The organism is Leptothrix toolikensis (SeqCode), from assembly GCF_057922285.1.
Genome location: NZ_JBYSVC010000067.1, coordinates 1 through 13406, shown reverse-complemented (window position 1 = coordinate 13406; position 13406 = coordinate 1). Strand labels below are relative to the sequence as shown.

The 13406-nt window shown below is 58.4% G+C and carries 14 protein-coding genes; 12 read left to right on the top strand and 2 right to left on the bottom strand.

Going from position 1 to position 13406, the window contains the following annotated elements:
- The 12 genes from AC3VI7_RS09915 to AC3VI7_RS09860 form a co-directional block, all read left to right on the top strand.
- Positions 1 to 1347, top strand: a 1347-nt coding sequence (locus AC3VI7_RS09915) for a hypothetical protein (protein WP_489671333.1), incomplete at its 5' end; no start/stop codon positions are given.
- Positions 1348 to 1422: 75 nt separating this feature from the next.
- On the top strand, positions 1423 to 4011 hold the full coding sequence (locus AC3VI7_RS09910; RefSeq protein WP_489669598.1) for a tetratricopeptide repeat protein: 2589 nt from the start codon (positions 1423 to 1425) through the stop codon (positions 4009 to 4011).
- On the top strand, positions 3992 to 4621 hold the full coding sequence (gene ccmA / locus AC3VI7_RS09905; protein ID WP_489669597.1) for a heme ABC exporter ATP-binding protein CcmA: 630 nt from the start codon (positions 3992 to 3994) through the stop codon (positions 4619 to 4621). Before AC3VI7_RS09910 ends, ccmA begins: the two co-directional genes overlap by 20 nt.
- Positions 4622 to 4635: 14 nt before the next feature.
- Positions 4636 to 5304, top strand: a complete 669-nt coding sequence (gene ccmB / locus AC3VI7_RS09900) for a heme exporter protein CcmB (protein WP_489669596.1) — start codon at positions 4636 to 4638, stop codon at positions 5302 to 5304.
- Positions 5305 to 5329: 25 nt separating this feature from the next.
- Complete coding sequence (gene ccmC / locus AC3VI7_RS09895; protein ID WP_489669595.1) at positions 5330 to 6058, top strand: heme ABC transporter permease CcmC; 729 nt, start codon at positions 5330 to 5332, stop codon at positions 6056 to 6058.
- 21 nt (positions 6059 to 6079) lie between these two features.
- A complete protein-coding gene (gene ccmD, locus AC3VI7_RS09890; RefSeq protein ID WP_489669594.1) occupies positions 6080 to 6232 on the top strand; it encodes a heme exporter protein CcmD in 153 nt (50 codons plus the stop codon).
- Between the two features lie 3 nt (positions 6233 to 6235).
- Positions 6236 to 6667: a cytochrome c maturation protein CcmE gene (ccmE, locus tag AC3VI7_RS09885; RefSeq protein WP_489669593.1), complete on the top strand. Its 432-nt coding sequence runs from the start codon at positions 6236 to 6238 to the stop codon at positions 6665 to 6667.
- Positions 6664 to 8634 carry a heme lyase CcmF/NrfE family subunit gene (locus AC3VI7_RS09880; protein ID WP_489669592.1) on the top strand — a complete coding sequence of 657 codons (1971 nt, stop codon included), beginning with the start codon at positions 6664 to 6666 and terminating at the stop codon, positions 8632 to 8634. Before ccmE ends, AC3VI7_RS09880 begins: the two co-directional genes overlap by 4 nt.
- Positions 8631 to 9158: a DsbE family thiol:disulfide interchange protein gene (locus AC3VI7_RS09875; RefSeq protein ID WP_489669591.1), complete on the top strand. Its 528-nt coding sequence runs from the start codon at positions 8631 to 8633 to the stop codon at positions 9156 to 9158. Before AC3VI7_RS09880 ends, AC3VI7_RS09875 begins: the two co-directional genes overlap by 4 nt.
- Positions 9155 to 9646 carry a cytochrome c-type biogenesis protein gene (locus AC3VI7_RS09870; protein ID WP_489669590.1) on the top strand — a complete coding sequence of 164 codons (492 nt, stop codon included), beginning with the start codon at positions 9155 to 9157 and terminating at the stop codon, positions 9644 to 9646. The genes AC3VI7_RS09875 and AC3VI7_RS09870 overlap by 4 nt, the downstream gene beginning before the upstream one ends.
- A 7-nt stretch (positions 9647 to 9653) precedes the next feature.
- Positions 9654 to 10907 carry a c-type cytochrome biogenesis protein CcmI/CycH gene (locus AC3VI7_RS09865; protein ID WP_489669589.1) on the top strand — a complete coding sequence of 418 codons (1254 nt, stop codon included), beginning with the start codon at positions 9654 to 9656 and terminating at the stop codon, positions 10905 to 10907.
- Positions 10904 to 12199 carry an NAD(P)-binding domain-containing protein gene (locus tag AC3VI7_RS09860; RefSeq protein ID WP_489669588.1) on the top strand — a complete coding sequence of 432 codons (1296 nt, stop codon included), beginning with the start codon at positions 10904 to 10906 and terminating at the stop codon, positions 12197 to 12199. The genes AC3VI7_RS09865 and AC3VI7_RS09860 overlap by 4 nt, the downstream gene beginning before the upstream one ends.
- Here the strand turns inward: AC3VI7_RS09860 and rsmA are convergent.
- Positions 12169 to 12945 carry a 16S rRNA (adenine(1518)-N(6)/adenine(1519)-N(6))-dimethyltransferase RsmA gene (gene rsmA, locus AC3VI7_RS09855; RefSeq protein WP_489669587.1) on the bottom strand — a complete coding sequence of 259 codons (777 nt, stop codon included), beginning with the start codon at positions 12943 to 12945 and terminating at the stop codon, positions 12169 to 12171. The genes AC3VI7_RS09860 and rsmA overlap by 31 nt on opposite strands.
- The coding region (locus AC3VI7_RS09850; protein WP_489671491.1) for a peptidylprolyl isomerase at positions 12942 to 13406 on the bottom strand (465 nt) is incomplete at its 5' end. The genes rsmA and AC3VI7_RS09850, both read right to left, overlap by 4 nt.

The window sequence follows — 13406 nt, the reverse complement described above, 5'->3', positions numbered from 1 at the left end:
GGTAAGCCGGATCACAGCTTGTTCACCACAGCGACAAACTGCGCCGCTTGTCACAATGGCACCACGGCCACCGGCCGGCCGATGACCCATATCCCGATTGGCAATGCCGGATGTTTGTCCTGCCATAACACCACGGGTTGGAAGCCGACCAAATGGAATCACAGCCAGTTGGTGGTGTCTAACCAATGTGCGACCTGTCACTCGGGGGCCTACCCGCCAGCCGATGCCAAGCCAGCCAATCACATTCCGTACACCGGCTTGGCGGGTGTGACGGTGACCAACTGCGACACCTGCCATAAGAGCGGCTACGCGGCTTGGGCTCCGGCTCGGTTGCACAGTGCCCTGTCAGTCAGCAGCCAATGCGCGACTTGCCACACCGGGAGCTACCCGCCTGCGGTCGGTAAGCCAAGCACGGCCACGCACGCCAGCGTGACGGGCAACTGCGAGAGTTGCCACAAGTCCACCGCCAGCTGGGCGTCAACGGGTAAGCCGGATCACAGCTTGTTCACGGTAGCCACCAACTGCACTGCCTGCCACAACGGCAGCACAGCCACCGGCCGGCCGATGACCCATATCCCCATCGGTAATGCCAGCTGCCTGTCATGCCACAACGCCACGGGCTGGAAGCCGACCAAGTGGAATCACAGTCAGTTGGCGGTGGCGGGTCAATGCGCGACCTGTCACTCGGGGGCTTACCCGCCTGCGGTGGGTAAGCCCGCTACTGCGACGCATGCAGGTGTGACGGGCAGCTGCGATAGCTGTCACAAGTCCACCGTCAGCTGGACCAGTGGTACGGTCTTTGCGCACTCTGCGGCCAACGCTGTGGGTACGGGCACATGCGACACCTGCCACAACGGCTCGACCGCCAAGGGCAAATCAGCGACGCATATTCCTGTGCCACCTGGTGTTGCCAAGTGCGACAGCTGCCATAAGTCGCAAGTGAGCTTTGCAACCTCGGTGACGATGAATCACAGCTCTGTGACCGCAGCCGCTTGCAAGACCTGCCATAACGGCTCCTACCTCAGCGCGGGTATCCAGGGTGCTTTGGCCAAGCCTGCTGCGCATATCCCTGAAGTGCAATTGCTGAGCGGGGCCACGATGGACTGCAAGGATTGTCACAGTGGTACCAGCACATGGCTGCCGGCCCGCATGAACCATAACGCCAGTCAAGGTAGTGGCTCGGGTTGGTGCAAGGCTTGTCACGCCTCGGGGACGGCGTACCAAGGCAGCATGGAGAGAAAGTCGCTGACCCACAAAGCCAAGGGGACGGCCCCGACCGATTGCTCGACATCTGGTTGCCACAAGCCTTTGGGTAATAAGGGTCAGGCCTATTCCGCTTGGGATTGATGGGCGGCAGCATCTGCGGTCTGCCGCCATAATGGCGGGTCAAAAAATTGGATACGACAGAGAGGGTGGTTTTCGATGCCTATCGGAAGCCACCCTGATCAAATGGGCTTCTCATCGGTGAACAAATCTCTCTTTCGCCTCTGGATCACGCTGCTGCTGCTCTGGACCTCGTCGGTGGTGTATGCACAGATCATTGAAGATGCTGATTTGCGCCAAGAGGGTCCGAATGTGGTCCTGCAAATCCGGTTTCTGACCCCGATCCATTACACAGGTCGCAGTGTCAGTTCTCGCTCTAACGACCTGATCCAAGCGTTCTATGAGATTGTTCCCACCAAGAACATGCTCAGCTTGATGTTTGGTCAGCGTTTGGTGATTCGGGGTACACAAAGCAGGGGCGATATCACTGTGACGGATGAGTCCGCTGGCCAAGGTGGCGAGCGGAGTCGCAAGTTGGTGATTCGGTTTGCTGGCTCCACCAACGCCGCGATTCGCGCGGGCTCTAGTGGTAAGTCGATTGAGGTCGTGTTGGCCAAGACCACGGTCGGGCAGGTTCAGTCGGCCTTGACGGAGAGCCCCGACAAGGGTGATGCCAGCACAGCGTATGCCATTGCCTTGGTCACCTCCACCGACCGCAACCTGCAACTTGACAAGCCCATCCCTTCCGCTTACCAAAACTACGCCACAGAGGTGGTGAGTCGGGTGGTGACCGGGATGCAGCGCTTTGAAATTCAACTGGGTAATTTCGGTACGTTGGATGAAGCGCAAAAAGCGTTGGCTGTTTTGAAGCAGCGCTTCCCACTGGCTTCACTGGTGACGGTGTCTTTGGCGGTGCCGCCCATGCCGGAAGCCGCAGGATCGGCTCCGTTGAGTGCCGCACAAATTGACGAACGCGCCGCCTCCTTGTTGAGTTTGGCCAAAAAAGCTGAATTCGCCGGCAAACTTGATCAAGCCCTCGAACTCCTCAACCGGACGCTCGATTTACCACCGAACAAATCGACCCGTGAAGCCCAGTATTTGGTCGGCGTGGTGCGTATTGAGCAGGGGGACAATGACCGGGGTCGAACGGAGCTTGAGCTTTTTATCAAGCAATACCCCACGGGTAAAGATACGGATCAAGCCCGCAGTATTTTGGCTGGATCTTTGGTGGGCGGTGAACGCCCAGCGGTTGCCAAGAAAGAAAAGCCTGCGACCGATGCGGTGGTTTCTGGGGTGTGGAGCACTTACTTCAATGGCGGTGAATCGCGGGTAAGAACGCAGGAGTTCGCCGATTCGGTGGTGAGTGCTTTGCCTGTTTTGCCGCAAGATAGTGATATCTCAGCAAAACCACAACAAATGATCATGACGAACTTGGATGCTCAGTGGCGGAAAAGAAGTCGTGAAGAAGATATTCGTTTCGTTTTTAGAGATAGTTTTCAGCGTAACGTTGCCAAGGATCTTCCATCCACAGTAGATAGAGACAGAAATAAGTTGTCTGCTTTGTATTTTGATTACCGATCATTTACAGATGGCTTTGGTATCAAAGTAGGCCGACAAAACCCAAGTGGTGGTGGAGTTATTGCACGTTTTGATGGCGTGCAAGCGGGGTACAGCTTTTTGCCAAAATTGCGTGCTAATGTGGCTTTCGGTAAACCATCAGAACGTCTTTTGGATACGCAGCGCTATTTCTATGGCGCATCCATTGATGCTGATTCCATCACGGCCAAAACGAGTGGTAGTTTTTTCATAAATCGCCAGATGATTGATGGCGTGGTGGACCGCAATGCCTTCGGTACCGAATTGCGCTACTTTGACAGTGGCATGAATGCCTCGTTCGCTTTTGACTATGACACCCTCTTGAAGGTGGTCAACGTCGGCACGCTCCAAGGGACATGGCAATCGCCCAAGGGCACGTCGGTTAACTTCAGTTTTGATCGCCGGATGGTATCTGTCGTTGCCTTGAGCAATGCGCTGTATTACTCCTTGCAACCCGATCCCTTGCAGCCCAATCTGCCGATTGTTTGCCCGAATGGTTCAACGCCCCCGGCCGCTTTTCGACGCATCAGTGATTTGATGAGTTGTTACAACACGTTGGATGAGTTGCGCTATCAAGTGCATGAAGTCACCGCGATGTACTCCCAAGGCTCGATGGGTTTTACCACCCCGATTTCGTCACGTTGGCAGGTCGGCTCAACGGTGGGTATGCTTAACGTGGGTAGTGTGGCCCCGGTGGTGGGTGTTTTACCGACCGGCAGTCCAAGCACGGGTGACCTTTGGAATATGGGTGCCCAGATGATTGGCACCAATTTGTATTCATCCCGTGACAGCCATGTCTACAGCCTTAATTACCAAAGTTCTACCAATAGTCACGGTGCGCAACTGTCATATAACAATATGACCAGTGTGGGAGATAACTTCCAGTTCGAGCCGGCGTTGCGCTATATTTTGCAAAATGATGATGCCCCGACCTCTAGTCTTGTCAAGAAAACAAAACGGGTGGCCCCAAGTCTGCGAATGTCTTATAAGCTGACCAAGAATTTGATTGTCGAGGGTGATTACGCTTACGAGTACAGCGTCACCGATCAGCCCGCTGGTTGGACTGTGGATGGACTGGGCGTAGCCAGCCTGCCGAAGCTAGAAACCACCCGCAACAAGACCTACTCCATTGGTGCCCGCTACGACTTCTGAGGCCCATCCTCCCTACCTCGTCGCACAGGGTATTGCCTGTGGGCGGGGGGGGCGGCCTTTGCTGAAGGATTTAAACCTCCGTCTTGAAGCTGGGGAAATCCTCTGGATCAAGGGGGGTAATGGCCGGGGTAAATCGAGTTTGTTGCGTATTTTGGCCTCGGTGGTCCCCCCCGATGAAGGCCGTGTGATGTGGGTATCTCGGCCGGTCTATATCGGCCATGCCAATGCGCTTAAAGACGATTTGTCGGCTTTCGAAGCCCTTGCATTCATGGCCGGATTACAGGGCTTGGCGGTCTCCACCGAACGGATGGAGCAGGCGCTGAAACAGTTTGGTATGTATACGCGCCGCCGGGCCATGGTTCGCACCTTTTCTCAAGGACAGCGTCGGCGTGTGGCTTTGGCAAGGTTGTTGTTAGAGCCTTCACCTGGGCTTTGGGTACTTGATGAACCCTTTGATGCGCTCGATAAGGCGGGCATTGCTGTCTTGAATGAGGTCATCGAAAACCATGTGGCCTTGGGCGGTTGTGTGGTGATGACCAGCCATGTTGACCTGACATTCAGGTCGTGCATGCACCGGGAGTTTGTCTTGCCCGATGGGGTTTCGGCATAAAACGCATCAAACATATGCAGTCAGTGATTCGGGTGATTGTCAAAAGAGATCTCATGCTGGCCGCCAGACGCCGGGTGGATGCTCTTTTGCCCGTGGTTTTCTTTGTGGTGGCGGTGACTCTTTTCCCGCTTGGTGTTGGGCCTGAAGCGCAGGTGCTGCGGCAGATTTCACCGGGTGTCGTTTGGGTGTGTGCCTTGATGGCTTCCATGATGTCGGTGACGCAAATTTATGCGGTTGATCATGCCGATGGCACCTTGGAGCAAATGCTGGTTTCGGGCCGATCCCTGATGCAAATTGCTTTTGCCAAGGCTTTGGTGCATTGGTTCACAACGGGGTTGCCCTTGATTCTTGTGACCCCCGTGATCGGTTTGCTTTTTGATTTACACAGTGATGCGATTGCCGCTCTTGTGCTGGGCTTGCTTTTGGGGACGCCGATTCTGAGTCTTCTGGGTGGCGTGGGTTCGGCCTTGACCTTGGGGCTGCGCAGTGGTGGTGTGTTGGTGGTTTTGTTGGTCTTGCCCTTGTGTATTCCAGCCTTGATTTTTGGTGCAGGAGCGGTGGCCGCCGTAGATTCCGGTCTATCTGCTTCGGGGCATTACTCGTTACTTGGGGCGTTGTTGATTTTCTCTGTGCTGGGTGCGCCGCCGGCCACTGCGGCGGCATTAAGAATTTCATTGCACTGAATTGAAAATACTTGGGTTGAACACCATGCGCTTGTTTACTTTTGCCGCACCATCAAAATTTTATACTTTGGCGGGATGCTTGCTACCGTGGTTATGGGGCGTGACCCTTGTTTTGAGCTTTATCGGTTTATACATCGGGTTTTTCATGGCCCCGACCGATGCAACTCAGGGTGAGGCCTATCGCATCATTTTTATCCATGTGCCGGCGGCTTGGATGTCGATGGTGCTTTATCTGGTCATGGCCGGATGGGCAGCGGTGGGTTGGGCTTGGAATATTCGTTTGGCTTCGATGATGGCGCGGGCTATTGCCCCGACAGGGGCGATGTTTGCCTTTGTGGCGCTCTGGACCGGAGCCCTGTGGGGCAAGCCAACGTGGGGTACATGGTGGGTTTGGGATGCCCGACTCACCTCGCAACTTATTTTGCTTTTTCTGTATCTCGGCTATATCGCCTTGGTCGAAGCCATTGATGATCCCAAACGATCCGATCAAGCGGGTGCGCTGCTGGCAGTGATCGGCGCAGTTAATATTCCGATCATTTATTTTTCGGTACGCTGGTGGAATACCTTGCATCAAGGTGCTTCGGTGAGCATGGATGCGGCACCCAAGATGGCCTCGATCATGCTGATGTCGATGTCAGTGATGACCTTTGCCTTTTGGGCCTATGCCTTCGCCGTTATATTTACCAGAGTCCGGGCGATTATTGTTGAGCGGGAGTTCGACACCGAATGGGTCGCCGCTCTGAAGCGAAACTGAATTTTGTGACTGGAGTTCCCGATGCGTGAATTTCTGGAAATGGGTGGCTATGGAACCTATATTTGGGGTTCCTATATCGTCACGGCCTTGGTGATGTTGCTTGAAGTCGGGTTGGCCAAGCGGCGTTTTGCTGCGGCGTTGCAAGCCTCGGCGCTGGATTCCGAAGGAAATTGAGTTGTGAAACCTCGTCACAAAAAAATGTTGATTGTCCTGGCGGTCCTGGCCGCTGTGGGTGCGGCGGCTGCTTTGGTCATGAACGCCTTCCGCAGCAATTTGGTGTTTTTCTATTCGCCCTCACAAATGATCGCCAAAGAAGCGCCCATCGGTAAAACCTTCCGCTTGGGCGGTTTGGTGGTGCAAGGCAGCGTCAAGCGCGAAGGTATTCGGGTGCATTTCGAAGTGACCGACACCGTGCAAAAAGTGCCGGTGGTTTATGAAGGCATCCTGCCGGACCTGTTCAAGGAAGGCAAAGGCGTGGTTGCTCAGGGCAAGCTGGAAAACGATGTATTCGTCGCCAAGGAAGTGTTGGCCAAGCACGATGAAAACTACATGCCGCCCGAGGCGGCCGAAGCGCTGAAGCGTGCGAAACAAGGTGGGACGTTGAAATGATTCCTGAAATTGGCCATATGGCCTTGTGGTTGGCCTTGGGTGTGGCGATGGTGTTGGGGGTGGTCCCCATGGCCGGCGCGCAGCGCGGTCGCGCAGATTGGATGGCGCTTGCGCGGCCCACCGCCGTGATCTTGTTTGTGCTGGTGGCGATTGCCTTCGGCTGCCTGGTGGCGTCCTTTGTGCGCCATGACTTCTCGGTGCTTTATGTCGCCTCCAATTCCAACAGCGCCTTGCCGCTGCCTTATCGGATCGCTGCGGTCTGGGGCGGTCATGAAGGCTCGCTGCTGCTTTGGATGCAGATGCTCACGATCTGGATGCTGGCCGTGGCGACGTTCAGCCGTCATTTGCCGCAGCCCGTGCTGGCGCGCATCCTCGCGGTGATGGGCTTGGTCAGCGTGGGCTTTTTGCTCTTTATGCTGATCACGTCCAATCCCTTCACCCGACTTTTCCCGGCAGCCATGGACGGCCGCGATCTGAATCCGCTGCTGCAAGACCCGGGTATGGTGATCCACCCCCCCATGCTCTACATGGGCTATGTGGGCTTTTCGGTGGCTTTTGCCTTTGCCATTTCGGCCCTGATTGGCGGCAACCTCGATTCGGTCTGGGCCCGTTGGTCGCGTCCGTGGACGACAGTGGCTTGGATGTTCCTCACGGTCGGTATCGCCTTGGGTTCGTGGTGGGCGTATTACGAACTGGGCTGGGGCGGTTGGTGGTTCTGGGATCCGGTTGAAAACGCATCGTTTATGCCTTGGCTGGTCGGCACAGCGCTGATCCATTCGCTGGCGGTGACCGAAAAACGCGGCAGCTTCAAGAGCTGGACGGTGCTGTTGGCGATCATGGCGTTCTCGCTCTCGCTCTTGGGTACGTTCCTTGTGCGTTCGGGCGTCTTGTCGTCGGTGCATGCCTTCGCTTCCGATCCGAGTCGCGGTTTGTTCATCTTGGGCTTCTTGGTCGTGGTGATCGGCTCGTCGCTCACGCTCTACGCTTGGCGTGCGCCCACGGTGGGTTTGGGCGCGCGTTTTGCGCTGATCTCGCGTGAAAGCATGCTGTTGTTCAACAACGTGCTTCTGGTGGTGGCTTGCGGCGCAGTGCTTTTGGGCACCTTGTACCCGCTGCTGCTGGACGCGCTGGGCTTGGGCAAGATCTCGGTCGGTGTGCCGTATTTCGACAGCGTCTTTATGCCGCTGATGGCTCCCATGATCTTCATGATGGGCGTGGGGCCGCTGGCGCGCTGGAAAGAAGCGTCGGTGCCGGATCTGGCCCGTCGTCTTAAGTGGGCGGCGTTGGTGGCTTTGCTGGCTTCACTCGGTTCGGGCTGGATGGCGGGTGGCATCCATGTGGCGTCCAGCATCGGCTTGGCGATGAGCTGGTGGGTGGTGGCCAGTGTCGTCACCGACTGGCTGGAGCGCCTCCGCCCGGCCAAGGGCGATAGCTCGCGCAGCTTCATGACGCGCTGCCGGCAGATGCCGCGCAGTGTGGTGGGCATGAGCGTGGCGCACTTAGGGATTGCCGTCTTTATCGCTGGCGTCACGATGGTTAAGACCTATGAGGTCGAGCGCGATGTGCGCATGGATGTGGGTGACACCACCGAGGTGCATGGCTTTGTCTTTGCCTTCAAAGGCACCCGTGAGATCCGTGGCCCCAACTACGTTGCCGCACGCGCTTTGATCGAGGTGACGAAGAACGACGAGCTTGTCACGGTCATGTACCCCGAAAAGCGCATCTATCGCGTGCAGCGCAATCCGATGACCGAGGCGGCGATCCATGCCCGGTTGGCAGGTGATTTGTACGTTTCGCTGGGTGAGCCGATCGAAAACACCAAGGCTTGGGTGGTGCGGGTCTACGTCAAGCCCTTTGTCGATTGGATCTGGAGTGGCTGCTTGTTGATGGCCCTCGGTGGTCTGATCGCTGTCACCGACCGGCGCTATCGCATGTCGCGTCGAGCCGCCGCCATGGAGGCCGTATGAAAAGTTGGAAGTTTCTGGTCCCGCTGGGCATCTTCTTGGTGCTGGTGGCTTTTCTTGGTGCGGGCTTGAAGCTCAATCCGCATGAAGTGCCTTCGCCGTTGATCGGTAAACCCGCACCCAGTTTCGACTTGCAGGTCTTGGGCCAAGCCGAGCGCCACATCCGACGCGATGAGCTGCTTGGCAAGCCGTGGCTGCTGAACGTTTGGGCGTCGTGGTGTCCGGCGTGTCGCGACGAGCATCCGGTCTTGGTTGAATTTGCCAAGCGCAAGCAGGTGACCCTCTATGGGCTCGACTACAAGGACACCGATGCCGACGCCCAAGGGTGGTTGAGTAATTTCGGCAACCCCTATGACGCTGTGCTGCTCGACCCCAAAGGGCGTGCAGGGCTGGATTGGGGCGTCTACGGCGTGCCCGAAACCTTCGTGATCGATGCCAAGGGCGTGGTGCGCTACAAGCACATCGGCCCGCTGACACCCGAGGTTTTGCGCACCAAGATTGAGCCCTTGCTCAAGGAGTTGTCATGAACGCCTTGTCCCTTCTTCACCTTGTTCGCACGCTGCGTTTGGTGGTTGGTCTCTGGGTCGGTCTGCTGGGGTTGCTGGGTTTCATGGGCACGGCTTCGGCGCGCGACGCCGCCCCCGAGGCTGAAGATCCGGTGCTGGAGGCCCGCATGCTGCGCATCGCCACCGAGCTGCGCTGCTTGGTGTGTCAGAACCAGACCATTGCCGATTCGCACGCTGAGTTGGCGGTGGATCTGCGCAATGAGGTGCGCGATATGCTGCGCCAAGGCAAAAGCGAGGAAGACATCCTGGCCTACATGACGGCGCGTTACGGCGACTTCGTGCTCTACCGCCCACCGTTCAAGGCCACCACGGCGTTGCTGTGGGCGGGACCAGCGGTGTTGCTGCTGGGGGGGCTTGGGGTACTTTTCACGGTGCTGCGCCGGCGTAGCCGCATGGATCCTGCCGCCTTCGACGCCGATCCTGAAGAAACTTCATCCATCAAAACTTGAGATATCCATGAGCCAGACCCTTGCCTCGTTGCGCCACCAGTTGCAGCAACTGAAGGAATTGACCGACACCGGCGTGTTGTCCGCTGCCCAGTACGAAGAGAGCAAGGCCACCCTTGAGCGCAAGGTGTTGGAGCTGGTCATGGCGGGTGCCACAGAGCCTGCGCCGGTATCGGTCGCTACGGCTGCTGCGGCCGGCGTCGATGAAGCTCCCGCCGCCAAACCGTCTATGCGCTTGGTCGGCGGGTTGGTTTTAGCGGTGGCGTTGGTCGGCGCTGGGGGCTATCTCTGGCGCGGCGCGCCCTCGGGCGGCGACAAGCCACCGATGGCCGCCATGGGGGGTACTGGCAATGCGGGCGCGGGAGAGTCTGGTGGTGCAGAGGGCTCGGCTCAAGGCGGTGCGCCGCACGAAGCGGGTCCGGACAATCAGCAGTTCGCAGCCATGGTCGAGAAACTGGCTGAGCGCCTCAAGGCCCAGCCCAACGACGCCGAAGGCTGGGGCATGCTCGGGCGCTCTTACAACGTTTTAGGTCGCCCCGATGATGCGCTGGTGGCTTATGCCAAGTCGTATCAGCTCAATCCCAAAGATGCCTCGTTGCTGGCGGACTATGCCGATGCCTTGGCGGTGAAGAACAACCGCAGCTTGGCGGGTGAGCCGCTCAAGCTGATTCGTCAGGCCTTGGCGCTGGAGCCGAACAACGTCAAAGCGTTGTCCTTGGCCGGTACAGAAGCGTTTGAGCGCAAGGATTACGCTGGTGCGGTGGCCCTCTGGGAGAAGGCTGTGGCCGCTGCGCCCAGCGATGCCAATGAGTTGATTCAGCAAGTGCGTGCGGGCATGGATGAGGCCCGGCGTTTGGGCAAATTGGGCCCTGCACCCGCCCAAGCTGCCCAGGCAACGACCTCGGCATTGGCCGACAAAACGCTGCGCGGCTCGGTGAAGTTGGCCCCGGCTCTGGCGGCTAAGGCGAGCCCGAACGACACGGTCTTCATCTACGCACGCCCAGCCGAAGGTCCACGCATGCCGTTGGCCATCCTGCGCAAGCAAGTCAAAGATTTGCCGTTCGAGTTCACCCTCGATGACAGCTTGTCGATGTCGCCTGCGGCGCGCCTGTCGGGCGCGACCCTCGTGGTGGTGTCCGCCCGCATCAGCAAGACCGGCGAAGCGATGCCGCAACCCGGTGATCTGACGGGGCAGACCGCGCCCGTGGCGGTCGGCAGCGCCGGTCTGAAGATCGACATCAGCGAGGTCGTGGGGGCGAAATGAGCTATTTCTGGCTATACGCCTTGGCAGGCGTTTTTGTGATGGTGATGTACATGCGCCGTCACAAGCGCATGGAGCAGGCCCACGCCGAAGAGCTTGCGGCCTCCAAGGCGGCGGGGCTGGGCGAGCCAGCTTCGCTACACCCCATCATCAACCCGGTGTTGTGCATCGGCTCGGGCTCCTGTGTGCAGGCCTGTCCTGAAGACGCGCTGGGCGTGGTGGGCGGCAAGGCGGTGCTGAAAAATGCTGCGGCCTGCATCGGCCATGGGGCCTGTCGTGTGGCGTGCCCGGTCCATGCTATCGAGTTGGTGTTTGGCACCGAAAAGCGCGGCATGGAGATCCCGAATCTCTCGTCCGATTTCGAAAGCAACATCCCCGGCATCTTCATCGCCGGCGAGTTGGGCGGTATGGGCTTGATTCGCAATGCGTGCGCCCAAGGGCGTCAAGCCATGGACACCATCCAGCGGCGTAAGGCCAGTGGCAAGGCTGACTTTGACGTGGTGGTGGTCGGTTGTGGCCCGGCGGGCCTATCGGCCGGTTTGAGTGCCATCGAGCACAAGCTGAGCTACAAGCTGCTGGAGCAGGAAGATTCGCTCGGTGGGGCGGTGTATCACTATCCGCGCAACAAAATCGCTATGACCCATCCGATTGAGTTGGCGTTGATTGGTAAGGTCAAGTTCAGTGAAATCCAGAAGGAAAAGCTGCTGGAATTTTGGAACGGCGTGGTGCAGAAGACTGGGCTGAAGGTGAGTTTCCGTGAGCGCATGGAGCACATCGAGACGCAAGCCGATGGCACCTTTATCGTCAAGACCAACCAAGGCAACTACACCACCCGCAACGTCTTGCTGGCGCTGGGTCGGCGCGGTACACCGCGCAAGCTCGATGTGCCGGGCGAGGAAACGCCCAAGGTGGTTTACCGCCTGATCGACGCTGAGCAGTACCGGGGCCAAGCCGTGCTGGTGGTGGGCGGCGGCGATAGTGCCTTAGAAGCGGCGATTGCTTTGGCGGCTGAGGAGGGCACCGAAGTGACGCTGTCTTATCGCAGCGAGGCCTTTGCGCGCATCAAGCAGAAAAACCGCACTCTGCTCGAAGAAGCGCAAAAAGCCGGTCGGCTCAAGGTGATGATGAGCTCTAGCGTCAAGAACATCGGTCCCGGCTCGGTGCAGATTGAGCACGAGGGCGAGAACCGGGTGTTGCGCAACAACGCCGTGATCGTCTGCGCGGGCGGCTTGTTGCCGACACCGCTGTTGCAAAAAATCGGGATTCAGTTCGATACCAAGTTCGGCACGGCCTGAGCCAAAGCGACAAACTCAGCCACGGGGACTTCCTCGGCGCGGCGTTGCACATCAAAAGGATGCGTGACGCCGCGCTCTTCCAGCCACCGACCCAAGGTGTTGCGCAAAATCTTGCGCCGCTGTGAAAACGCCACCATCACCAGTTCACCCAGCACGGCGCGGTCCAGCTGCGGCGCTTGGGCGTGCGGCACCATCGTGACGATGGCCGAATCGACCCGAGGGGGCGGATCGAAGGACTCGGGCGGCACGTCCAGCACCGATTCAATCGCATAGCGCCACTGCAACATCACGCTCAAGCGGCCATAGTCTTTGCTACCGGGTGCAGCGGCCATGCGGTCCACCACTTCCTTTTGCAGCATGAAGTGCTGGTCTTCGACCCCATCGACGTGATCAAGCAGGTGGAACAGGATCGGGCTGGAAATGTTGTAGGGCAGGTTGCCGATGATGCGCAGCTTGGGGGCACCCAGCGTCTGGGCGAGGGCGCGGACATCGACTTTGAGGACATCCGACTCAATCACGTTCAACTCGGGACGCTTGCGCAGGCGCGCGGCCAAGTCACGGTCGAGTTCGATGACCGTGAGCTTTTGGCAGCGCTCCACCACCGGGAAAGTCATGGCACCCAAGCCCGGGCCGATCTCGACCACGGTTTGTTCGGGGCGCGGATTGATCAGATCGACGATGGCTTGGATCAGCATCTTGTCGGTCAGGAAATGCTGACCAAAGCGTTTGCGTGCAATGTGTTTCATAGGGGCGGCTCACGCAGTTCGACATAAGCGCGTGAGCGAACGTCGCGCGACCAGTCGGTAAAGGCTTCGGTGTATTTGCTTTCGCGCAGGCTGGCGCGGGCGGTTTCGCGTTGTTCGCGGGTGCTGAGCGCCACGGTCTTGCGTTCAATCAGCTGAATCAGGTGCAAGCCAAAGCGCGAAGTGATGGGTTCTGAAACGCCGCCGGGCGTGAGTTTCTTCATCGCGGTTTCGAACTCGGGCACGAATTGCCCTGGCCCGGCCCAACCCAGGTCGCCGCCACTGGCGGCACTACCGTCTTCAGAATGCTGCTGCGCTAGGCTCTCAAAAGTGACCTTGCCCGACTCGACTTGCTGCTTGAAATCCTTCAGCCTGGTTTGGGCGGCTTCGGGGGTCAGGCCCGGGCCGGGGCGCAGCAGGATGTGGCGGGCATGGTGTTGCACCACGCTCAGGGTCGGATCACG

Coding starts and splice junctions, on each gene's coding strand:
- AC3VI7_RS09910 (WP_489669598.1), top strand. CDS start 1,423: ATGCCTATCGGAAGCCACCCTGATCAAATGGGCTTCTCATCGGTGAAC.
- ccmB (WP_489669596.1), top strand. CDS start 4,636: ATGCAGTCAGTGATTCGGGTGATTGTCAAAAGAGATCTCATGCTGGCC.
- ccmC (WP_489669595.1), top strand. CDS start 5,330: ATGCGCTTGTTTACTTTTGCCGCACCATCAAAATTTTATACTTTGGCG.
- ccmD (WP_489669594.1), top strand. CDS start 6,080: ATGCGTGAATTTCTGGAAATGGGTGGCTATGGAACCTATATTTGGGGT.
- AC3VI7_RS09880 (WP_489669592.1), top strand. CDS start 6,664: ATGATTCCTGAAATTGGCCATATGGCCTTGTGGTTGGCCTTGGGTGTG.
- AC3VI7_RS09875 (WP_489669591.1), top strand. CDS start 8,631: ATGAAAAGTTGGAAGTTTCTGGTCCCGCTGGGCATCTTCTTGGTGCTG.
- AC3VI7_RS09870 (WP_489669590.1), top strand. CDS start 9,155: ATGAACGCCTTGTCCCTTCTTCACCTTGTTCGCACGCTGCGTTTGGTG.
- AC3VI7_RS09865 (WP_489669589.1), top strand. CDS start 9,654: ATGAGCCAGACCCTTGCCTCGTTGCGCCACCAGTTGCAGCAACTGAAG.
- AC3VI7_RS09860 (WP_489669588.1), top strand. CDS start 10,904: ATGAGCTATTTCTGGCTATACGCCTTGGCAGGCGTTTTTGTGATGGTG.
- rsmA (WP_489669587.1), bottom strand. CDS start 12,945: ATGAAACACATTGCACGCAAACGCTTTGGTCAGCATTTCCTGACCGAC.